This window comes from Streptomyces sp. MA5143a (genome assembly GCF_900290235.1).
In the GTDB taxonomy this organism is placed as follows: domain Bacteria; phylum Actinomycetota; class Actinomycetes; order Streptomycetales; family Streptomycetaceae; genus Streptomyces.
This window is the reverse complement of record NZ_OLMK01000073.1, coordinates 169,649-190,822: the sequence shown is the minus strand read 5'-3', so window position 1 is coordinate 190,822 and position 21,174 is coordinate 169,649. Positions and strand designations below refer to the sequence as shown.

The 21,174-nt window shown below is 71.9% G+C and carries 21 protein-coding genes, 3 tRNA genes and 1 pseudogene; 20 read left to right on the top strand and 5 right to left on the bottom strand.

The window, feature by feature from the left end; all coding sequences use genetic code 11:
* The 10 genes and pseudogenes from SMA5143A_RS43495 to SMA5143A_RS30010 form a co-directional block, all read left to right on the top strand.
* Positions 1-575 (top strand): annotated as a pseudogene (locus SMA5143A_RS43495) (NADH-quinone oxidoreductase subunit C); the annotation flags it as partial.
* A complete protein-coding gene (locus SMA5143A_RS30050; RefSeq protein WP_055716151.1) occupies positions 572-1,540 on the top strand; it encodes a complex I subunit 1/NuoH family protein in 969 nt (322 codons plus the stop codon). The pseudogene SMA5143A_RS43495 and the gene SMA5143A_RS30050, both read left to right, overlap by 4 nt.
* Positions 1,541-1,542: 2 nt before the next feature.
* Positions 1,543-2,196: a NuoI/complex I 23 kDa subunit family protein gene (locus tag SMA5143A_RS30045; protein ID WP_107465915.1), complete on the top strand. Its 654-nt coding sequence runs from the start codon at positions 1,543-1,545 to the stop codon at positions 2,194-2,196.
* On the top strand, positions 2,193-2,999 hold the full coding sequence (locus SMA5143A_RS30040) for an NADH-quinone oxidoreductase subunit J family protein (RefSeq protein ID WP_258193808.1): 807 nt from the start codon (positions 2,193-2,195) through the stop codon (positions 2,997-2,999). Before SMA5143A_RS30045 ends, SMA5143A_RS30040 begins: the two co-directional genes overlap by 4 nt.
* Entirely contained in the window at positions 2,999-3,352 is a 354-nt protein-coding gene (gene nuoK, locus SMA5143A_RS30035; protein ID WP_055716154.1) for an NADH-quinone oxidoreductase subunit NuoK, read from the top strand. Before SMA5143A_RS30040 ends, nuoK begins: the two co-directional genes overlap by 1 nt.
* Positions 3,349-5,340, top strand: coding sequence for an NADH-quinone oxidoreductase subunit 5 family protein (locus tag SMA5143A_RS30030; protein WP_107465914.1), 1,992 nt, complete (start codon positions 3,349-3,351; stop codon positions 5,338-5,340). Before nuoK ends, SMA5143A_RS30030 begins: the two co-directional genes overlap by 4 nt.
* 6 nt (positions 5,341-5,346) lie before the next feature.
* On the top strand, positions 5,347-6,921 hold the full coding sequence (locus SMA5143A_RS30025; RefSeq protein ID WP_107465913.1) for a complex I subunit 4 family protein: 1,575 nt from the start codon (positions 5,347-5,349) through the stop codon (positions 6,919-6,921).
* On the top strand, positions 6,918-8,477 hold the full coding sequence (locus tag SMA5143A_RS30020; protein WP_107465912.1) for an NADH-quinone oxidoreductase subunit N: 1,560 nt from the start codon (positions 6,918-6,920) through the stop codon (positions 8,475-8,477). The genes SMA5143A_RS30025 and SMA5143A_RS30020 overlap by 4 nt, the downstream gene beginning before the upstream one ends.
* A gap of 263 nt (positions 8,478-8,740) precedes the next feature.
* Entirely contained in the window at positions 8,741-9,604 is an 864-nt protein-coding gene (gene htpX, locus SMA5143A_RS30015; RefSeq protein ID WP_107465911.1) for a zinc metalloprotease HtpX, read from the top strand.
* Positions 9,601-9,996, top strand: a complete 396-nt coding sequence (locus SMA5143A_RS30010; RefSeq protein WP_107465910.1) for a YccF domain-containing protein — start codon at positions 9,601-9,603, stop codon at positions 9,994-9,996. Before htpX ends, SMA5143A_RS30010 begins: the two co-directional genes overlap by 4 nt.
* On the opposite strand, the gene SMA5143A_RS30005 is transcribed toward SMA5143A_RS30010, so the two are convergent.
* Positions 9,990-11,255, bottom strand: a complete 1,266-nt coding sequence (locus SMA5143A_RS30005) for an APC family permease (protein ID WP_107465909.1) — start codon at positions 11,253-11,255, stop codon at positions 9,990-9,992. The genes SMA5143A_RS30010 and SMA5143A_RS30005 overlap by 7 nt on opposite strands.
* A 190-nt stretch (positions 11,256-11,445) precedes the next feature.
* Here SMA5143A_RS30005 and SMA5143A_RS30000 point away from each other — a divergent pair, with 190 nt between their 5' ends.
* Positions 11,446-11,712 (top strand): GlsB/YeaQ/YmgE family stress response membrane protein, encoded by a 267-nt coding sequence (locus SMA5143A_RS30000; RefSeq protein ID WP_055539388.1) that lies wholly within the window; start codon positions 11,446-11,448, stop codon positions 11,710-11,712.
* 55 nt (positions 11,713-11,767) lie between these two features.
* Here SMA5143A_RS30000 and SMA5143A_RS29995 read toward each other — a convergent pair whose 3' ends face one another.
* Entirely contained in the window at positions 11,768-12,256 is a 489-nt protein-coding gene (locus tag SMA5143A_RS29995; RefSeq protein ID WP_055519719.1) for a YajQ family cyclic di-GMP-binding protein, read from the bottom strand.
* Positions 12,257-12,501: 245 nt separating this feature from the next.
* Here SMA5143A_RS29995 and SMA5143A_RS29990 point away from each other — a divergent pair.
* Positions 12,502-12,583: transfer RNA gene (locus tag SMA5143A_RS29990), tRNA-Tyr, on the top strand.
* 276 nt (positions 12,584-12,859) lie between these two features.
* Complete coding sequence (locus SMA5143A_RS29985; protein WP_055539390.1) at positions 12,860-13,066, top strand: hypothetical protein; 207 nt, start codon at positions 12,860-12,862, stop codon at positions 13,064-13,066.
* Between the two features lie 20 nt (positions 13,067-13,086).
* Here SMA5143A_RS29985 and SMA5143A_RS29980 read toward each other — a convergent pair whose 3' ends face one another.
* Positions 13,087-13,743, bottom strand: a complete 657-nt coding sequence (locus SMA5143A_RS29980) for an SDR family oxidoreductase (RefSeq protein ID WP_107465908.1) — start codon at positions 13,741-13,743, stop codon at positions 13,087-13,089.
* Between the two features lie 148 nt (positions 13,744-13,891).
* Between SMA5143A_RS29980 and SMA5143A_RS29975 the strand changes: the two genes are divergently transcribed.
* Complete coding sequence (locus SMA5143A_RS29975) at positions 13,892-14,938, top strand: hypothetical protein (RefSeq protein ID WP_107465907.1); 1,047 nt, start codon at positions 13,892-13,894, stop codon at positions 14,936-14,938.
* Positions 14,939-15,239: 301 nt separating this feature from the next.
* Here the strand turns inward: SMA5143A_RS29975 and SMA5143A_RS29970 are convergent, their stop codons facing one another.
* A complete protein-coding gene (locus SMA5143A_RS29970) occupies positions 15,240-16,517 on the bottom strand; it encodes an amidohydrolase family protein (RefSeq protein ID WP_107465906.1) in 1,278 nt (425 codons plus the stop codon).
* 393 nt (positions 16,518-16,910) lie between these two features.
* Here SMA5143A_RS29970 and SMA5143A_RS29965 point away from each other — a divergent pair.
* From SMA5143A_RS29965 to SMA5143A_RS29940, 6 genes are all read left to right on the top strand, one after another.
* Positions 16,911-16,983, top strand: a tRNA-Thr gene (locus tag SMA5143A_RS29965).
* A 46-nt stretch (positions 16,984-17,029) separates the two neighbouring features.
* A tRNA-Met gene (locus tag SMA5143A_RS29960) sits at positions 17,030-17,102 on the top strand.
* Positions 17,103-17,192: 90 nt separating this feature from the next.
* Positions 17,193-17,357, top strand: a complete 165-nt coding sequence (gene rpmG, locus SMA5143A_RS29955) for a 50S ribosomal protein L33 (protein WP_003948671.1) — start codon at positions 17,193-17,195, stop codon at positions 17,355-17,357.
* A gap of 170 nt (positions 17,358-17,527) precedes the next feature.
* Positions 17,528-17,980 carry a MaoC family dehydratase N-terminal domain-containing protein gene (locus SMA5143A_RS29950; RefSeq protein ID WP_055542592.1) on the top strand — a complete coding sequence of 151 codons (453 nt, stop codon included), beginning with the start codon at positions 17,528-17,530 and terminating at the stop codon, positions 17,978-17,980.
* Between the two features lie 7 nt (positions 17,981-17,987).
* Positions 17,988-18,416 carry a MaoC family dehydratase gene (locus SMA5143A_RS29945; RefSeq protein ID WP_055542593.1) on the top strand — a complete coding sequence of 143 codons (429 nt, stop codon included), beginning with the start codon at positions 17,988-17,990 and terminating at the stop codon, positions 18,414-18,416.
* 431 nt (positions 18,417-18,847) lie between these two features.
* Positions 18,848-19,903, top strand: coding sequence for a UDP-N-acetylmuramate dehydrogenase (locus SMA5143A_RS29940; protein WP_107465905.1), 1,056 nt, complete (start codon positions 18,848-18,850; stop codon positions 19,901-19,903).
* A gap of 81 nt (positions 19,904-19,984) precedes the next feature.
* Here the strand turns inward: SMA5143A_RS29940 and SMA5143A_RS29935 are convergent, their stop codons facing one another.
* Positions 19,985-21,016, bottom strand: a complete 1,032-nt coding sequence (locus SMA5143A_RS29935) for an adenosine deaminase (RefSeq protein WP_107465904.1) — start codon at positions 21,014-21,016, stop codon at positions 19,985-19,987.
* Between the last annotated feature and the right edge of the window lie 158 nt (positions 21,017-21,174).

Here is a 21,174-nt window from a genome sequence, read left to right as displayed (position 1 = left end):
AGGGCTCGGCGAGTCAGGCCGCCGCCGAGTCGGCGTCGGCGCCCGAGGCACCGCCCGCTGCTCCCGCGACACCGCGCCGCGACCGTACCGCCTCCGGCGGCTCGGCGAGCCAGCGCACCCCGGAGGCCGACGCCCCCGGCGAGCCCCCGGCGGAGAGCCGCCCCGCACGCCCCGCTGCCCGCAGCGCCGACGCCCCGTGGCACCACGCCCGCCCGGCCTTCGAGGAGCCGAAGCCGGAAGCGGAGCCCGCTCCGACGGAGCCGAAGCCCACGCCGGAGCCGGAGCCGGAGCCGGAGCCGGAGCCCACGCCTGAGCCGGAGCCGAAGCCGGAGGCCGAGCCCGTGGCGGAGCCGAAGCTCACGCCGGAGCCGAAGCCGGAGGCCGAGCCCGTGGCGGAGCCGCCCGCGTCCCCCGGCACTCCCGACGGCCGCACCCCCGGCGACGGGAGCGAGACGCCCGCCGAAGAAACCGCCGACCACGCCGAAGAAACCGCGGACGAAACCCCCGCTGCCGAACCTTCCCCCACCCCCGAACCCCCCACCACCCCCGAACCCCCCGCAGGAGGCCCGCGGTGAACGACGCCCTCGACGTCGCCCTGCGACTCCTGCTCGTCTTCGTCGTCTTCCTCACCTTCCCGCTGATCATCGGTCAGACGGAACACAAGGTGATGGCCCATATGCAGGGCCGCCTCGGCCCCATGTACGCCGGCGGCTTCCACGGCTGGGCCCAGCTCGTCGCCGACGGCGTGAAGTTCGCCCAGAAGGAAGACGTCGTCCCGGCCGGCGCGGACCGCCGTATCTTCCAGCTCGCCCCCGCGGTCGCCCTCCTCCCGTACCTCCTCGTCCTCCTCGCCATCCCCATCGGCCCCGGAGAGGGCGCCGTCGGCGAGGTCATCGACGCGGGCATCTTCTTCGTCCTCGCCGTGATGGGCGTCGGTGTCCTCGGCTCCCTCATGGCCGGCTGGGCCTCCGCGAACAAGTTCTCGCTCCTCGGCGGCCTCCGCACCGCCGCCCAGCTCCTCGCCTACGAGCTCCCGATGCTCCTGACGGCCGCGTCGGTGGCGATGGCGGCCGGCACGGTCTCCCTCGTCGGCATCCTCGACGCCTTCGAGTGGTGGTGGCTCCCCTGGCAGATCGTCGGCGCGATCGTCTTCTTCGTCGCCGGCCTCGCCGAACTCCAGCGCCCGCCCTTCGACATGCCCGTCGCCGACTCGGAGATCATCTTCGGCGCGTACACCGAGTACACCGGCCTCCGCTTCGCGCTGTTCCTCCTCGCCGAGTACGCCGGCATCGTCGTCCTGTGCGGCCTGACCACCGTGCTCTTCCTCGGCGGCTGGCACGGCCCCTGGGGCGCCGACGGCCTCGGCTGGGTCTGGACCCTGCTGAAGACCGCCGTCCTCGCCTTCATCGTCATCTGGCTCCGCGTCACCTACCCCCGGCTGCGCGAGGACCAGCTTCAGAAGCTCTCCTGGACCCTCCTCGTCCCCCTGTCCCTCGCCCAGATCGCCCTCACCGGCGTCGTCAAGGTGGTGATCCGGTAACCATGGCCCCCATCCCCGGCAGTGGTCTCGCCAAGGGCCTCGCCGTCACCCTCCGCACGATGACGCGGAAGACGGTCACCGAGCAGTACCCGGACGCCCAGCCGGAACTCCCGCCCCGCACCCGCGGCGTCATCGGCCTCTTCGAGGAGAACTGCACCGTCTGCATGCTCTGCGCCCGGGAGTGCCCGGACTGGTGCATCTACATCGACTCCCACAAGGAGACCGTCCCGCCCGCCGCCCCCGGCGGCCGTGAGCGCAGCCGCAACGTCCTCGACCGCTTCGCCATCGACTTCTCCCTCTGCATGTACTGCGGTATCTGCATCGAGGTCTGCCCCTTCGACGCCCTCTTCTGGTCGCCCGAGTTCGAGTACGCGGAGACCGACATCCGCGAACTCACCCACGAGCGCGACAAACTCCGCGAGTGGATGTGGACCGTCCCGGCCCCGCCCGCCCTCGACCCCGGCGCCGAGGAACCCAAGGAACTCGCCGCCGCCCGCAAGACCGCCGAGAAGCTCGCCGCCACCCAGCAAGCCGAACAGGCCGAACGAACCGAACAGGCAGAACGGGCAGGGCAGGCGGGGCGGGCTGAGCAGGCCGGTTCGGGCGAGCGGGCGCAACAGGCCGAGCAGCACCGGCCGGGGGAGGAGAACGCATGAGCCTCACCGCCACCACCGCCGTCGCCCTCGCCGCCACGCACCACCACCCCTCCTTGGCCGCCGTCGAGACCCGCGGCTTCCTCTCCCCGACCGGCGTCGAGATCGCCTTCCTCCTCGTCGGCCTCGTCACCCTCGGCGCCGCGATCGTCACCGTCACCACCCGCCAGCTGGTGCACGCCGCCCTGTGGCTGGTCGTGGCGCTCGGCGGTCTCGCCGTCGAGTACCTGCTCCTCACCGCCGAGTTCATCGCCTGGGTCCAGGTCCTCATCTACGTCGGCTCCGTCGTCGTGCTCCTCCTGTTCGGGCTGATGCTCACCAGGGCCCCGATCGGCCGCTCCCCGGACGCCGACTCCGGCAACCGCTGGGCCGCCCTCACCGTGGCCGTCGCCGCTGCCGCCGCCCTCGTCTGGGTCGTCGTCGACGCCTTCCGCGCCACGTGGATCGACCTCGACGGCCCCGCCGCCGGCTCGACCAGGGCCACTGGTGAAAGCCTCTTCCAGAACTGGGTCCTCCCCTTCGAGGCCCTCTCCGTCCTCCTTCTCGCCGCCCTGGTCGGCGCGATCGTCCTCTCCCGCAAGGCCAAGCAGGAGCCCGACGAACCGAAGACCCCCACCGCGGCCACGGGAACCACCCCGGCCACCGGGCCCGCCCCCGCCACCGCCCCGGCGAAGGCACCCGCCGCGGCCGACACCGCCGTGCCGAAACCGGCACCCACCCCGACCGACACACCCACCCCGGCCGAGACACCCGCCGCCCCCGCCGCAGCCGCCACCCCCGACCCGTCCGAGGGAGGGGTCCGCTGATGCACCTCGCCTACCCCGTCGTGCTCTCCGCCCTCCTCTTCTGCACGGGCCTGTACGGCGTCCTCGCCCGCCGCAACGCGATCCTGGTCCTGATGTCGGTCGAGCTGATGCTCAACGCCGTCAACCTCAACCTCGTCGCCTTCGACGTCTGGCTCAGCAAGGCCGCCGAGGAGACCCTCCACTCCGGGCAGGCCCTGACCCTGTTCACCATCACCATCGCCGCCGCGGAGATCGGCATCGGCCTGGCCATCGTCCTCGCCGTCCACCGCAACCGCGGCACCGCCGACATCGACAAGCTCCGCGACACCGCCGAGCGCCCCGAGCGGAGCGAGAAGGCCGAGGCCAGCGCGTGACCACGACCACCCTCGCCGTCCTCGTCCCCCTCCTTCCGTTCCTCGGTGCCGCCGCCGGCCTGCTCCTCGGCCGCACCGCCCCCGGCTTCGTCCGCCCCCTCGCCGTACTCCCGACCCTCACGGCCTTCGCCCTGGCCGTCCTGGTCGCCGTGCGCCAGGGCGGCGACAGCCCGGTCGTCGCGTCCACGCGACTCACCCCCACCGGCTCGGTCCCCATCGACCTCGCCCTGTACGTCGACGGCTTCGCCGCCCTCGTCGCCCTGGTGGTCGGTCTGGTCGCCACCTGCGTGCAGATCTACTCGACGGGCTATCTGCGCGACGACCCCCGCTACCCCTCGTACGCCGCCCTCGTCTCCCTCTTCACCTCCGCGATGCTCCTCGTCGTCTACTCCGGCGACCTGATGGTGCTGCTGGTCGGCTGGGAGATCATGGGCATCTGCTCCTACTTCCTGGTCGGCCACTACTGGGAGACCCCGGAGGCCCGCGCCGCCTCCCTCAAGGCGTTCCTGGTCACCAAGCTCGGCGACGTCCCCTTCCTGATCGGTCTGTTCGCGCTCGCCTCGGACGCCGGGTCGTTCCGCATCACCCGGATCCTCGACACCGTCGCCGACGGCGGACTCGACCACCCGACGCTGATCGCCCTGCTGCTCCTGGCCGGTGTGGCCGGCAAGTCCGCGCAGTTCCCCCTCCACACCTGGCTGCCCGACGCGATGGCCGGCCCGACGCCCGTCTCCGCGCTGATCCACGCCGCGACGATGGTCGCCGCCGGTGTCTACTTCATCGCCCGCCTCCTCCCGGTCTTCACCGCCTCCGCGGCGGCCCTGGTCGTCCTCGCCGTGATGGCCGCCGTCACCATGGCCGGCTCGGCTCTCGCCGCCCTCGCCCAGGACGACATCAAACGCGTCCTCGCCTACTCGACGATCGGCCAACTCGGCTACATGACCGGCGCCCTCGCCGTCGGCGACCGCGGCGCCGCCGTCTTCCACCTCATCTCCCACGGCGCCTTCAAGGCGCTGCTGTTCCTCGCCGCCGGCGTGATCATCCACGCCGCCGGCACCAACTCCCTGGCCGCCATGTCCCGCATGAGCAACCTCCGCGCCCGCGTCCCGGACGCCTACTGGACGATGACCGTGGCGCTCCTCGCCCTCGCCGCGATCCCGCCCTTCAGCGGCTTCTTCTCCAAGGAGTCCGTCCTCGGCGCCGCCGAGTCCGCCGCCGAGGGCCACACCGAGCACATCCCCGGCGCCGCCGGCTGGACCGTCCTTGTCGCCGGCCTGCTCACCGCCCTCCTCACCGCCGCGTACGCCACCCGCCTGTGGCTGCGCACCTTCCGCGGCCAGGGCGACGAAGCCCCCGACCACGGCCGCCAGCCGCTCAGCATGACCGTGGTCCTCTGGGTGCTCGCCGTCCCGTCCCTGGCCCTCGGCGGACTCGCCTACGGCACCCTCCCCGACTGGTTCGACGGCGACGACCTGGCCCCGACCCTCACCACGTCCGTCCTCGGCACCGGCCTCGCCCTCACCGGCGGACTCGTGACGTACGCGGCCTGGCGGTACACCACGGCCCTGGCCCGTACCCCGCTCGGCGCGGTCGCCGCCCACCCCGAGGCGGACGCCGCGACCGTCGAGGCGGAGGCCATCGCGAGCCACGCGCCCGCCTACGGGGACGTGGCCTCGGCACCCGACCCGACGGACCCCTCCCGGGTGCTGCTCGGCCCGCTGCACCGCCACGCCGCCGTCGGCTTCCACCTCGACGCCGTGTACACGGCCCTGTTCGTCCGCCCGGTGCAGGCCGGCGCGCGACTCGTCCGGTTCCTCGACCGCGAGGTCGTCGACACCTACGTCCACGGCGCGGGCGCCCTGCCCCGCCTGCTCGGCGCGGCCGTACGGCGGGCGCAGACCGGCAATGTGCAGACCTATGTGAGCGCGCTGCTCGCCGGCACCGTCGTCCTGGTGGTCGCCGCCCTTCTCGTCGCCACGGGAGCGTGAGCAGGCGTGATCGATATCAACGAGTCCGTGACGCAGGTCCTTCTGGCGTTCGTCGTCGTCGGCCCGCTCATCGGCGCCGCCGCCGCTCTCCTGCCCGCCCCGCCGGGGCTGAAGGGGAAGTCACCCGAGCAGGCCGTGCTCCGCCACGGCATCACCGTGACCGGTGCCGTGCTTATCGCCGCGATCGTCCTCGCGCTCGGCTTCGACCACGACCATCCGTCGAGGATGCAGGCCAGCACCGACATCAGCTGGATCCCCGCACTCGACGTGCGCATCCACCTGGGCATCGACGGCATCTCCCTCCCCCTCCTGGTCCTGACCGCGCTGCTGACCTTCCTCTGCGCGCTCTACTCGTACTTCAAGCTGCCCTCGGGTCCGTCCCCGAAGGCGTTCGTCGCCCTGCTGCTCGTCCTCGAGTCCGGCACCCTCGCGACCTTCGCCGTCCTCGACCTGCTGCTGTTCTTCCTCGCGTTCGAGATGGTGCTCATCCCGATGTACTTCCTCATCGCCCGCTGGGGCGGTGAGCAACGTACGCAGGCCGCTTGGAAGTTCATCCTCTACACCCTGCTCGGTTCCGTGGTCATGCTGCTCGGCCTGCTCCTGATCGGACTCAGGGCGGGCACCTTCGACATGGTGGCACTCACCACTGACAATCACCCCGAACTGACCACATCCGTGCAGGTCATCGCCGTTCTGACGATCGGGCTCGGGCTCGCGGTGAAGACCCCGATGTGGCCGCTGCACAGCTGGCTGCCGGACGCCCACACCGCCGCCCCGACCGTCGGCTCGGTCCTGCTGGCCGGCGTCCTGCTGAAGATGGGCACCTACGGGTTCGTCCGCATCCTGCTGCCGATCACCCCCGACGGCTTCCGCACCTTCGCGCCGTACCTCGCCGCCTTCGCGGTCGTCGGCATCATCTACGGGTCCCTCGCCTGCCTCGCCCTCGCCCGGCCGGGCGCGAAGGGCGACCTCAAGCGCCTCATCGCGTACTCCTCCGTCGGCCACATGGGCTTCGTGCTCCTCGGCATCGCGACGATGACCCCGACCGGCGTGAACGGCGCCCTGTTCGCCAACATCGCCCACGGCCTCATCACCGGCCTGCTGTTCTTCCTCGTCGGCGCCCTCAAGGACCGCACCGGCACCACCGACCTCGACGCCCTGGCGCAGGAGACCGGCGCCGCCCTCTACGGCAGGGCGCCGCGCCTCGGCGGCCTGCTCGCCTTCGGCGCCGTCGCCTCCCTCGGACTGCCCGGCCTCGCCGGGTTCTGGGGCGAGATGCTCGCCCTGTTCGGCGCGTTCCGGCCCGCCGACGACCTCAGCCGCCCGGCCTTCCTCACCTTCATGGCGATCGGCGCGTTCGGCACCCTCCTCACCGCTGCGTACATGCTGATCGTGGTCCGCCGCGTCTGCATGGGTGGCGCCCCGCAGGAGGGGCCACGACTCGCCGACGTACAGACGTACGAGTTCGCGGCCTGGACCCCGCTCGTCGCCCTCACCGTTCTCGCCGGTCTCTGGCCCGCGGCCCTCCTCGGCCTGACCGACCCGGCCGTGCAGCAGCTCCTCGCAGGAGGCACCCGATGAGCTCCCTGGCCCCGACGACGGCCCTGACCGCGGCCCAGGCGCCGACGCAGCCGCTGGCCGAGTCCGTCGTCCAGTCCGTCGACTGGCTCGCCGTCGCGCCGCCCACGATCGCCGCCGTCGTCGGCCTCGCCGTGCTCGTCACGGACCTCTTCGTGGACGACACGAAGAAGACCCTGCTCGGCTGGACGTCCGTGGCGGGCCTCGCCCTGTCCCTGCTGGCCCTGGTGCCCCTCCTGGACGGCGACCGCGCCACCTTCTGCCTGAGCGGCAGCCCGGACGTGTGCAGCTACACCGCCGACCGCTTCACCCTCGTCATCCAGTTCATGGTGCTCGGCGGCGCCCTCCTCGCCGCCCTGCTGTCGATGACGGCCCTGAAGGACTACCACAGGGAACTGCCCGCGGGGGAGTTCTGGTTCCTGCTCCTGTCGTCCGCCGCGGGCGCCGCCCTCCTGCCCGCCGCCCGCGACCTCGCCACCCTCGTCGTCGCCCTGGAGGTCGCCTCGCTGCCCGCGTTCGCCCTGGTCGGCATCCGCCACGGCGACAAGCGGTCCTCCGAAGCGGCCCTGAAGTTCTTCCTGTCGTCCGTCACCGCGACCGCCGTCAGCCTCCTCGGCATCAGCTTCGTCTACGCCACCACCGGCACCCTCTATCTCACCCAGATCGCCGACCGGGTCCAGAACGTCGACGGCCAGCTCCACACCGTCACCCAGACCGGCGTCGTCCTCACCCTCATCGGCTTCGCCTTCAAGACGGCCGCCGTGCCGTTCCACTTCTGGGTCCCCGACACCTACGTCGGCGCGCCCCTCCCCGTGGCCGCCTACCTGTCGGTCGTCGGCAAGGCGGTCGGCTTCTCCGGGCTGATCCTCGTCACCGTCGTCGCCCTGCCGTCGTACGCCGACGTCTGGGGCCCCGCCCTCGCCGCGCTGGCCGCCCTCACCATGACCGTCGGCAACGTCGGCGCCCTCCGACAGCGCTCCACGCGCGCGTACAGCGCGGTCCGGCTGCTCGCCTGGTCCTCCGTCGGCCAGGCCGGCTACCTCCTGGTGCCGATCGCGGCCGCCGCCTACACCGACGACGCAGAGCGGGCCATCGGCTCCACCGTCGCCTACGCGCTGATGTACGCGGCCGTGAACCTCGGCGCCTTCGCCGTGGCCGCCCTCGTCGGCCGCACCAGGACCCTCAACCGCGTCAGCGACTACCGCGGCCTCTACGCGTCGAGCCCCCTGACCGCGCTGCTGCTGGGCTTCTTCCTGCTCTGCCTCGCCGGACTGCCGCCGGGCATCATCGGCCTGTTCGCCAAGGTCACCGTCTTCTCGGTGGCCGTCGACGCGGGCCTCGGCTGGCTCGCCGTCGTCATGGCCGTCAACGTCGTGATCGCGCTGTTCTACTACCTCCAGTGGACCGCGCTGCTGTTCCGCGCCCCCGAGGGCGAACCCGAGCCGCACCGCGTCCCCGCTCCCCTCACCCTCGCGATCGCCCTCACCGGAATCGTCGGCATCGCCCTCTCCGGAGCCCCCCAGCTGATCCTGCGCTTCGCCGACACCGCCCTCTTCTAGAGCCCTTCCAGAGCCGGTCGGCCCGACAGGCACAGCCACCCCCCTGGCATCCGGCACGCACGCGTGGGCACCCGGTGCCCCGTACACGCGGGCGTGCCGAGGCGTCCGGCCGTCACCCGGACGGCCCCGCCCCGGCCCGCGCGCACAAGGGAACTAGTGCTCTCCGCCTCGCGTTGACCAGTACGGGAGGGTCCACTGAGAGGTGGAGTCAACAGCGACAGCAGGCAAAGGGTTCCCCTGCCGCACGACTTGGAGGGCGTACCGTGCACCGCCGGCACAACGGGCTCAGGACCGCCGTACTCCTCGGGGGGCTGTCCGCACTCATCATCGTCATCGGCAGTCTCTTCGGCCGGACGGGCCTGATCATCGCGGTTGTCGTCGCCCTCGGCACGAACGCGTACGCCTACTGGAACAGCGACAAGCTGGCTCTACGCGCGATGCGCGCCCGCCCGGTCAGCGAGTTCGAGGCCCCCGCCCTGTACCGCATGGTCCGCGAGCTCTCCACCCAGGCCAGGCAGCCCATGCCCCGCCTGTACATCTCCCCGACCGACGCCCCGAACGCGTTCGCGACGGGCCGCAACCCACGCAACGCGGCCGTGTGCTGCACGGACGGCATCCTCCGCCTCCTCGACGAACGGGAGCTGCGCGGTGTCATCGGCCACGAGTTGAGCCATGTCTACAACCGCGACATCCTGATCTCATCGGTCGCGGGAGCCCTCGCCTCCGTGATCATGTTCCTGGTCAACTTCGCCTGGCTGATCCCCATCGGCCGCTCCGACGACGATGACGGCCCCGGTCTCCTCGGCATGCTGCTGATCATGATCCTGGGCCCGCTCGCCGCCGGCCTCATCCAGCTCGCGATCAGCCGGTCCAGGGAGTACGAGGCGGACGCCTCGGGCGCCCAGCTGACCGGTGACCCGCTGGCCCTCGCCGCCGCCCTGCGCAAGCTCGAAGCGGGCACCAGACAGCTCCCGCTGCCCCCCGAACCCCGCATCGAGACGGCGAGCCACATGATGATCGCGAACCCGTTCCGGCGCGGTCAGGGCTTCTCGAAGATGTTCTCCACCCACCCGCCCATGGCCGAACGCATCGCCCGACTCGAGAAGATGGCAGGTCGCCCCCAGTGAAGACGATCCTCAACATCATCTGGCTCATCCTCAGCGGCTTCTGGCTCTTCCTCGGCTACGTGGTCGCGGGACTCCTCCTCTGCATCACGATCATCGGCATCCCGTTCGGGATCGCCGCGTTCCGCATCGGCGTCTACGCCCTGTGGCCCTTCGGGTACACGACGATCGAGCGCCGTGACGCGGGCGCGCCCTCGTGCGTCGGCAACGTCCTGTGGCTGATCCTGGCGGGCTGGTGGCTCGCGCTGACCCACATCCTGACGGGCCTGGCGCTCTGCATCACGATCATCGGCATCCCGTTCGGCATCGCCAACTTCAAGCTCGTCCCGCTCTCCCTGATGCCCTTGGGCCGCGAGATCATCTCCACGGACGAGCCCTTCGCCGGACGCTACTGACCGGCGCGGCCGCGCCGGTGCCACCACCGCCGCACGAAGTAGGCCGCGGCCCCCGCGCCCAGTACGGCGGCGCCCACCGCCACCGACACCCAGGGCAGCGCGAACGCCACGACGACGCAGCCGACGAGCCCCACGACGGGCACGATCCGCGAGACCGGCGCGGAACTCAGCGTCCACGCGGACGCGTTGGCGACCGCGTAGTACGCGAGCACGCCGAACGAGGAGAAGCCGATCGCGCCCCGGACGTCGACGGTCGCGGCCAGCACCGCGACCACCGCACCGACGGCCAGCTCCGCCCGGTGCGGCACCTGGAACCGGGGGTGCACGGCGGCCAGGACCCGCGGCAGATGCCGGTCCCGAGCCATGGCGAGCGTCGTGCGGGAGACCCCCAGGATCAGCGCCAGCAGCGACCCCAGCGCGGCCACCGCCGCACCGACCCGCACCACCGGTACGAGCCCCGGTGCCCCGGCCGCCCGTACCGCCTCGGCCAGCGGGGCCGACGCCTGCCCGAGTCCGCCCGAGCCCAGCACGGACAGCACGGCGACCGCGACGGCCGCGTACACCACGAGCGCGATGCCCAGCGCGAGGGGGATCGCACGCGGGATGGTGCGCGCCGGGTCGCGCACCTCCTCGCCCAGGGTCGCGATCCGCGCGTACCCGGCGAACGCGAAGAACAGCAGACCGGCCGCCTGCAACACCCCGCCCACGCCGCCCGACGCCCCGATGTCCAGCCGCCCGGCGTCGGACCGGCCGGAGGTGAGGCACACGACGACCACGGCGGCGAGGACCGCCAGCACGACGGCGACGATGGCCCGCGTCAGCCAGGCCGACTTCTGGATGCCGCCGTAGTTCACGGCCGTCAGCGCCACCACGGCGGCCACGGCCACGGCGTGCGCCTGTTCCGGCCAGACGTACGCCCCGACGGTGAGCGCCATGGCCGCGCACGAGGCGGTCTTCCCGACGACGAAGGACCAGCCGGCCAGATACCCCCAGAAGGCGCCGAGCCGCTCACGCCCGTACACATAGGTGCCGCCCGAGGCCGGATAGAGGGCCGCGAGCCGGGCGGAGGACATGGCGTTGCAGTAGGCGACGACGGCGGCGAGCGCGAGACCGAGGAGCAGCCCGGACCCGGCGGCGTGCGCCGCGGGCCCCAGTGCCGCGAAGATGCCCGCGCCGACCATCGATCCGAGGCCGACGACCACCGCGTCACCGACGCCGAGCGTGCGCCGCAAACGGGCGTCCGAAACGGGCTGTGTCATGAGCCGCACCCTACTGACCAGCGCAACCACCGGACGTACGGGAGGCGTCCTCCAGATCAACAGAGCATGACGACCGAGCCCGGCACCACGTGCCCCCTCAGGAACCGCGTAAGCGGCCGCCGGGAGCCACGTGACGGAGACGACACCCCGGGCGCGGCACAGGCACGGCACGAAAGGGCAGGTTCACGGCATGAGCATCATCGGCTGGATCGTTCTGGGGCTGTTGGCCGGCGCCATCGCCAAGTTCCTGCTGCCGGGCCGCGACCCGGGCGGCTTCATCGGCACGACCCTCATCGGCGTCGCGGGAGCGTTCATCGGCGGCTGGATCTCCGCCCGCTGGCTGGACCACCCGATCAGCAAGGACTTCTACGACGGCGCCACCTGGGCGGCCGCGATCGGCGGCTCCCTGGTCCTGCTGATCGCCTACCGACTGCTGTTCGGCCACTCCCGACGCTGAGCGCGCACGACGGGTGGGCCCCGGCTCCGGCCGAGGGCCCACCCTCCGGTAAGTCCTACCGGTAGTTGACGAACTGGAGCGCGAAGTCGAAGTCCTTGCCCTTCAGCAGGGCGATGACGGACTGCAGGTCGTCACGGCTCTTGGAGCTGACCCGCAGCTCGTCGCCCTGGACCTGGGCCTTGATGCCCTTGGGACCCTCGTCGCGGATGATCTTCGCCACCTTCTTGGCGTTCTCCTGGGAGATGCCCTCCTGGATCTCCGCGAAGATCTTGTACTCCTTGCCGGACAGCTGGGGCTCACCCGCTTCCAGCGCCTTCAGCGAGATGCCCCGCTTGATCAGCTTGGACTGGAAGACGTCGAGGACGGCCTTCACCCGGTCCTCGGAGTTCGCCTCCATCAGGATCTTCTCGCCGGACCACGAGATCGAGGCGCCGACGCCCTTGAAGTCGTAGCGCTGCGAGATCTCCTTGGCGGCCTGGTTGAGGGCGTTGTCGACCTCCTGCCGCTCGACCTTCGAGACGATGTCGAAACTGGAGTCGGCCATGTCCTGTGGCTCCTTGTATCGGGGTATCGGGGGGCGTGTCGGGACCATCGGACACGTGCCGGCGCGCGCGAAGGCGATCGCCGAGCCCGGTGTCAGGTCCCACGCCGCATCCGGACAAGCCTAGCCACCCAGCCCCCTCCGAGTGCTGATCAATCAGGTGGCGAAGCACCCCCACGCATCAGGTATCGTTTACGTCGTCGCCACGGAGCACCGCCGAAAAGCGGTTCGAAGGGTGGCAAATCCCAGGCGGTGTGCCCGAGTGGCCAATGGGAGCGGACTGTAAATCCGTCGGCTTAGCCTACCCAGGTTCGAATCCTGGCGCCGCCACGTGGAGGGAGACCCCCTTCGATCCGTTGAAAAGCGGATCGAAGGGGGTCTCTTCGTTGTGCGGCCGGCCCTGTTCGGGCGGGCGCCCGCGGCGACAGCGAGGTGACGTGTCTCACGCGGCGGGACGTAGGGCACCGGGCGGGCGAGTGGGACGCCGCCCAGGCCAGTTGGGGATCTCCTCCGCGGATCATCCACGTCCACGTCACGCCGCCGTGCCGAGCCGTGCCGGGGACAGCCGTACGACTCGGCGCACTCGTCACCGGGCACACTGACCCCATGTCATCGCGCCGCAGGAACTGCCCCGAGTGCCGTCGTGAGATCGCCGTCGTGGCCGGACGGTTCGCGCGGCACGACCCGCCGGGCGCGAGCGGGGAACTCGTATCGTGCCCCGGATCGCGCAGGCAGGCCCAGATCGGGGCGGCCCAGCCCACGCTCGACGGATACGCCGTCCCGGAGTTCCCCGGCCAGCTGCCCCTCTTCTGACCGGCCCCGCCGAGCGGCCCTCAGTTGCCGGCGACCGACTTCACCGCCACCGAGACCGGTGTCGAACCACTGATCGTCTCCAGGACCAGGCCGGCCGTGGCCGGGGTCTCCAGGAGCTCCGCCAGGACCGCGGCCACGTCGTCGCGGGGGATGGGCCCGCGCCCCGTGGACGCCTCCAGGCGTACGAGACCGGTGCCGGCGTCGTCCGTCAGCTGACCGGGGCGCAGGATCGTCCAGTCCAGGGCGTCCAGCCCCCGGACGTACGCGTCGGCCTCGCCCTTCGCCCGCTGGTACACGTCGAAGACCTCGTCGCCCTCGTGGTCCGGGTTCGCCCCCATCGACGACACCACCAGGTGACGCCGTACGCCCGCCCGTACCGCCGCGTCCGCGAACAGGACCGCCGCGCCGCGGTCCACCGTGACCTTGCGGGCCGCGCCGCTGCCCGGGCCGGCGCCCGCCGCGAACACGGCGGCGTCCGCGCCCCGCAGATGCCCGGCGACCTCCTCCACCGAGGCCGACTCCAGATCGCAGTGCACCGGCTCGGCGCCGGCCGCGCGCAGATCGTCGGCGTGCTCGGCGCGGCGGACGAGCCCCGCGACCTCGTACCCGCGCGCGGCGAGCAGTCGCTCCAGCCGCAGCGCGATCTGACCATGTCCTCCAGCGATGACAATGCGCATGTCTCCGACCGTACGCCCGAACGAATGTGTTCGCCGTGCAACCATTCGGGCGCCTCGTGTGTCTCAAACATGTTCGCCGTATCGGCGAGCGCCGAAAACATAGGGGGACGTCATCACCGTCATGCACAAATCCGCCGTACGTACGTCCATGGCGCGCGCGTCAGCCGCCGGGGCGCCCGTCTTCCGCCGCGCGTTCACCGGGGTCGGCTGCGCCGCCGCCGTGCTCGTCACGGTCGCCGCGTGCGGCACCGTCCAGAACCTCAGCGCGGGGCAGAAGGTGGACAACGCCGTCGAGCGGCTCGGCGAGCAGAAGTCGCTGGCGTTCGGCATGCGGCTCGACGCCGACCAGGACGACCTCACCGCGCTGATGGGCGAGGACAGCGAGGAAATGCCGCCGGAGATGGCGGAGTTCTTCACCGGGCTCAGCATCGACGTGACGGTCAAGTCCAAGAAGCCGCTGGCCGACTCCGGGGAGAAGGACCTCGTCGGCGTCGGCATGAAGATCTCGGCCGACAAGAAGGTCTTCACCGAGTACCGGCTCGTCGGCGACTACATGTACTACCGCGTCGACATGGACGCCATGGGCGACGCGATGGGCATGCCGTTCCCCTCGCCCGACGACCTCGACGAACTCCCCGAGAGCGAGCAGCACCTGAAGCCGCTCTTCGAGGGCGACTGGGTCAAGATCAACACCGATGACCTGGAGAAGGCCGGCGAGGAGGCGGGCGGTTCCGGCTCCGGCGGTTCCGGCGAACTCGACGCCAAGACGCAGAAGAAGATCCTCGACGCGGTGCGTAAAGTCATCGCCCGCGAGGTCACCTTCAAGGCCAAGGACGGCAAGGACGGTGCCGAGGTCATCACGGCCAAGGCCAACTTCCGCGAGCTGCTCACCGGCGTCTTCGACAAGCTCCAGCCGCTCGAGGACGACCTCCCGCCGGGCGCCGAACTGCCCACCGCGAAGGACCTGAAGGACGCTCCGAACAAGAAGGTCGCCGTCGACTTCACCATCAAGAACGGTGACCTGACCCGGATCGAGACGGACCTCGCCGTCCTCGCCGACGACCCGAAGGGCGCCAAGGCCCCCCTGGTCCTCACCTTCGGCAAGGCCGGCGACATCAGCGCCCCCCAGGGCGCCTCCGAGATCCCCGTCGACGACTTCGGCGGCCCGTTGGGCGGCGGAATGCTGGGCGTCTGACCGTCCGACACCGTCCGACACCGACTGGGTCCGACTCGGCCGCCACGGGCAGGAGGGCTGTCGGCCAGGGCACCCCTGCGCACGAACAGGCCTTGCACAACGCCGACTTCGGGGCCGGTCATCAGCACCGGCCCCGTCCCCGGCCCCCGTTGAGCACGCTTCGAAACAGCACACCGCAAAACACCGGGCACGCACGCGTGGAGCACGAAAACACCCACGCGCGCGTGCCCACGCTCATTTCCCAGCCGCGGACCCACAGCGGGCGCCACACACCCCCACGCCCCCCCCCCCCCCACGCCCCCTAGACCCCCGGAAACGGCTTCCCCCGCCCCTGCCGGGGTAGATCCAGCGCCGCCGCCCCCGCCGCCGACCCGCAGAACTCCCGTACCGCGCTCGTGCGGGTCACCACACACCCCCGGTGCACGACGATCCGGGTGTACGCCAGGGAGAGCGCAGCGGCGAGCGTTTCGCCCCGGACGGCCAGCAGTTCGGCGGGGAAGCCGGCCTCCACGCGTACCTCGGGCAGGCCCAGGGTCGCCCGCGCCGCCCCGCTCACCGCGTCGTACGCGTCCTCCGCGCGCAACCCCTCCCTCGAGGCCAGCAGATAGGCGGCCTCCAGAGGATCACCGCGCCCCACGGGGTTGGAGACGTCCCGCAGGGCCCCGCTGCCCGCCGCGACCCGCACCCCGGCCGACCGCAGCAGTCGTACGGGCGCGGTGCCCCCGCCGTCCACCGTGCCGCAGCCGCCCTGGGGCAGGAAGACGACGCCCACGCCGGCCGCCGCCAGCTGGTCCGCCGCGCGGGACGCGACCGGGGCGGGAAGGCGCGCCAGGCCCGCGCACGGGCCGAGGGTCACGCCGGGGCGCAGGCCGCCCGCCATGGCCGCGAGCCGGGCGAGCCGGGCCGGGTCGTCGGCGTCGGTGTGCAGGTCGACCGGGCAACCGTGCTCGGAGGCGATGTCCAGCACCGCCTCGACGTACCCGGCGGGGTCGGGGTCCACATCGGGGCAGCCCCCCACCACGGAGGCGCCCATCCTCACCGCGTCCCGGAGCATCGCGAGTCCCTCCGCCCCCGCCACCCCGGTCAGCAGCCGGGGCATCGCCACCGCCGTGACCTCGACGAGCCCGCGCAGCGCCCGCCGCGCCCGCAGGACGGCGGCCAGCGCCCCGAGGCCCTGGACGTCCCCCACGTGCACATGCGAGCGCAACGCGGTGGCCCCGTGCCCGAGTTGCAGCAACGCGGCCTCGGTGAACCGCCGCTGGACGTCCTGGCCGTCGTACGGGACCGGCCCCTCGATCTCCGCCGACAGGGCGGTGTCGCCGTGGGCGTGCGGCTCGGCGGGGGCGGGGAGGAGCAGATGGCCGGCGAGGTCCACGCGCGCGACGGGGGCACCGGACGCGGCCGTACGGCCCGTCCCCAGGCTGCCCGCCGTGCCGACCGCCTCGATACGGCCGCCGCCCAGCCGGACGTCCACGACCCGGCCGTCCACGAGCCGCGCACCGCACAGCAGCAGGGTGCCGCGTTCGTCCGGACCCGAGGGCGGGTCGGACGAGGAGGGGGACGGCTGGCTGTCGGGCATCGCGCTCCCAGAGGCTCGGCGACGGCTGCACATGACGGCGGAGGCGGACAGGGACGGTGGACGGCGCGGCAGGTGAGGGACACAAGATCACGCAGAGTGAGACGAGCCTAGGCGGGCCGCACGGCCTCGGCGCGGAGGAGCGCAATAGTCGTACCGGCGTGGTCCATGTGCCGGGCCGACGCGGTTCCTGGTGCCGTACCCGTGTGATTCCTGTGCCGGGGAGCCGTCGCCGGAGCCGGGAAAGGGGGGCCGGGTGAGGCCCGTGGGGCGGGGGAACAGGGGCGGCCGGAGCCCCGGCCCACCTCCCGGAAGATCCCCGCGGAGCCCGGCGAAGCGGGGCCCGGAAACGGATTTGGGCGAACGGCCGTGGGGCGTGTAATGTCTTCATCGCTCGCCCCAATAGCTCAGTCGGCAGAGCGTCTCCATGGTAAGGAGAAGGTCTACGGTTCGATTCCGTATTGGGGCTCTGGTGTGAAAGGTTCCCGCCGTCAGGCGGGGCCCGATCGCATCACAGCGGTGTAGCTCAGTCGGTAGAGCAAGCGGCTCATAATCGCTGTGTCACCGGTTCAAGTCCGGTCACCGCTACTGACAGTAGCCGATTGTGGGGTCGGTCCTTCGATCGGCTACTCTTCTATGCGTTAAACCCGTCCCATCCGTTCGTCAAGGAGCACTCACGTGGCTGCCACCGACGTCCGCCCGAAGATCACGCTGGCCTGCGTGGAGTGCAAGGAGCGGAACTACATCACCAAGAAGAACCGGCGCAACAACCCGGACCGTCTTGAGATGAAGAAGCACTGCCCGCGTTGCAACGCGCACACCGCGCACCGCGAGACGCGATAAATCAGGCTCGTACGCGAGGCCGTTCCCGAGAGATCGGGGACGGCCTCGCGTCGTTGAGTGACCCGTACCGGCCGGTACCGCCGACCGGTACGAGCCAAGCCCCGCGGCCGACCGCCGAGCCCCGGCCGACGGCCGCCGTTCCCGCTGAGCAATCAGGAGGTGCCGAGCCCATGGCGCTCGATCAGTCCTTCGTGGGGCGGTCCTACCCGCCCACCGACCCGTACGAGGTCGGCCGGGAGAAGATCCGCGAGTTCGCGGAGGCCGTGGGGGACGCCAATCCGGCGTACACCGACCCGGACGCGGCCAAGGCGCTCGGGTACCCCGATGTGATCGCCCCGCCGACCTTCGTGTTCTCCATCACGTTCAAGGCCGCGCGGCAGGTCGTCCAGGACCCCCAGCTGGGGCTCGACTACAGCCGCGTCGTGCACGGCGACCAGAAGTTCGCGTACCGGCGCCCCGTCCGGGCCGGTGACCGGCTCACCGTCACCTCGACCATCGAGGGCATCAAGTCCCTGGCGGGCAACGACATCCTGGACGTCCGCGGCGAGGTCCACGACGAGGCGGGCGAGCACGTCGTCACCGCCTGGACCAAGCTCGTGGCCCGCGCGGCCGAGGAGGCGTGAGGACCCGATGACCGCGAAGATCTCCTACGACGACGTCGAGGTCGGCACCGAACTGCCCGCCCAGACCTTCGGCGTGACCCGCGCCACCCTCGTCCAGTACGCGGGGGCCTCCGGCGATTTCAACCCGATCCACTGGAACGAGAAGTTCGCCAAGGAGGTCGGCCTCCCCGACGTCATCGCGCACGGCATGTTCACCATGGCCGAGGCGATCCGCGTCGTCACCGACTGGACCGGCGACCCCGGCGCGGTCGTCGAATACGGCGTCCGCTTCACCAAGCCCGTAGTCGTCCCCAACGACGACCAGGGCGCGACCATCGAGGTCACCGCCAAGGTAGGCGCCAAGCTCGACGACAACACCGTCCGCGTCGACCTCACCGCGCTGAGCGCCGGCCAGAAGGTCCTGGGCATGTCCCGCGCGGTCGTACGCCTGGCCTGACCACACACAGGGCACAAAGTGCAGTAAGGGGCGTCCTCCACTACGAGGCGCCCCTTACGCACACACTGCGGCGGGTGTGCCGCGTACGGGAGCCGAGGCATGTCACCGGGGCGGCGCAAGCCCCCACGTCGGTTCAGTGGTGTACGGACGAGCCGAGGCGCGTCCCTGATGTGGCGCAAGCCCCTACGGCGGCCCGGTCGCGTACGGACGTGAGGGGGTGTGCCGGGGGGTGTCCGCCCGCAGCGGTTGGCGCGTCAACTGGTTCAGCTTCTCGGGCGACCGATTCCGCGCCGTTCCGAGGACGGACACCCCCCGGCGCGCCCCCGCCCCACCCCACACCGCAGGCGCACGCGAACCCCACCCCACCCGCACAGGCCGCCGCAGGCATCCCCCGGCCCCACCCCCACCCGCGTCCTCGTACTCTTGAGCGCGTGCAGGAACGACACGACGCCCCCCTCGCCCCGCTGACCACCTTCCGGCTGGGCGGTCCCGCGGACCGGCTGATCACCGCCACCACCGACGACGAGGTGATCGCCGCCGTCCGCGAAGCCGACGACACCGGCACTCCCCTCCTCCTCATCGGCGGCGGCTCCAACCTGGTCATCGGCGACAAGGGCTTCGCCGGCACCGCCCTGTCCATCGCCACCAGGGGCGTCACCCTCGACGGCACGAAGCTGGAGCTCGCCGCCGGCGAGGTCTGGACCGACGCCGTCGCCCACACCGTCGCCGCCGGACTCGCCGGCATCGAATGCCTCGCCGGAATCCCCGGCTCCGCCGGCGCGACCCCCATCCAGAACGTCGGCGCGTACGGCCAGGAGGTCGCCTCCACCATCACGGAGGTCGTCGCCTACGACCGCCGCACCCGCGAAACGGTCACCCTCCCGAACGCCGACTGCGCCTTCTCCTACCGGCACAGCCGCTTCAAGAACGACCCCGACCGCTACGTCGTCCTCCGCGTCCGCTTCGAACTGGAGGACGCCGACGGCCTCTCCGGCCCGATCAAGTACGCCGAGACGGCCCGCGCCCTCGGTGTGGAGCCCGGCGACCGCGTCCCTCTCGCCGCGGCCCGCGAGACCGTGCTGAAGCTCCGCGCCGGGAAGGGCATGGTGCTCGACCCCGAGGACCACGACACCTGGTCCGCCGGTTCGTTCTTCACGAACCCGATCCTCACGAACGACGAGTTCGCCGCGTTCCACGCGCGCGTGCGCGCCCGCCTCGGCGACGACGTCACCCCGCCCGCCTACCCCGCGGGCGACGGCCACACCAAGACCTCCGCCGCCTGGCTCATCGACAAGGCCGGCTTCACCAAGGGCTACGGCACCGGCCCGGCCCGCATCTCCACGAAGCACACCCTGGCCCTCACCAACCGCGGCGCGGCCACCACCGAGGACCTCCTCACCCTGGCCCGCGAGGTCGTCACCGGCGTCCACGACGCCTTCGGCATCACCCTGGTCAACGAGCCGGTCACGATCGGCGTAAGCCTCTAGCGCCCCGCCCCGCCCCGCCCCGCCCCGCCACAGCCGGGCCCCGCCGCGCCACAGCCGCGCCGCCGCCGCGGCTCCGGCCGGTCAGCCGACGAGCCAGCCGTCCACCCCCGCCAGCAGCCGAGCCTTCGTGTCGTCCGGCGCCGCCGACCCCCGGATCGACTGCCGGGCCAGTTCCGCCAGCTCCGCGTCCGTGAACCCGTGGTGCGTACGGGCGATCTCGTACTGCGCAGCCAGACGGGATCCGAAGAGCAGCGGGTCGTCGGCCCCCAGGGCCATCGGCACACCGGCCTCGAAGAGCGTGCGCAGCGGTACGTCCTGCGGCTTCTCGTAGACGCCGAGCGCGACGTTCGACGCGGGGCACACCTCGCAGGTGATGCCCCGGTCGGCGAGCCGCTTCAGCAGCCGCGGGTCCTCCGCCGCGCGCACGCCGTGCCCGATCCGGTCGGCGTCGAGGTCGTCGAGGCAGTCGCGGACGGACGACGGCCCGGTCAGCTCACCCCCGTGGGGAGCGGACAGCAGCCCCCCGTCGCGCGCGATCGCGAACGCCCGGTCGAAGTCCCGCGCCATGCCGCGCCGCTCGTCGTTGGAGAGCCCGAACCCGACGACGCCCCGCTCCGCGTACCGCACGGCGAGCCGGGCCAGGGTCCGCGCGTCCAGTGGGTGCTTCATCCGGTTGGCGGCGACGAGTACCCGCATCCCGAGCCCGGTCTCGCGGGCCGTCGTGTCCACGGCGTCCAGGATGATCTCCAGTGCGGGGATCAGCCCACCCAGCCGAGGGGCGTACGACGTCGGGTCGACCTGGATCTCCAGCCACCCGGAGCCGTCCTTGACGTCCTCCTCGGCGGCCTCCCGCACGAGCCGCTGGATGTCCTCGGGTTCCCGTAGGCACGAGCGCGCCGCGTCGTACAGCCGCTGGAAGCGGAACCAGCCGCGCTCGTCCGTGGCCCGCAGCCGCGGTGGCTCCCCGCTGGTCAGCGCGTCCGTCAGCGCGTCGGGCAGCCGTACCCCGTGTTTGTCGGCGAGTTCCAGGACGGTCCACGGGCGCATCGACCCGGTGAAGTGCAGGTGCAGATGGGCCTTCGGCAGTTCAGAGAGATCACGTACGCGCTCCATTGCAGGATCCTGCCGCACGCCCCCGCCGTACCGGTAGCGGAATCCCTGAACGTGGTCTTGCTCGCACAAACGAATGGAGGCGGGCACCCCCCGGAATCCGGAAGATGCCCGCCCCCGACGCGAGCCGACGGACCCACGGGCCGAAAGCCCGAAGGAAC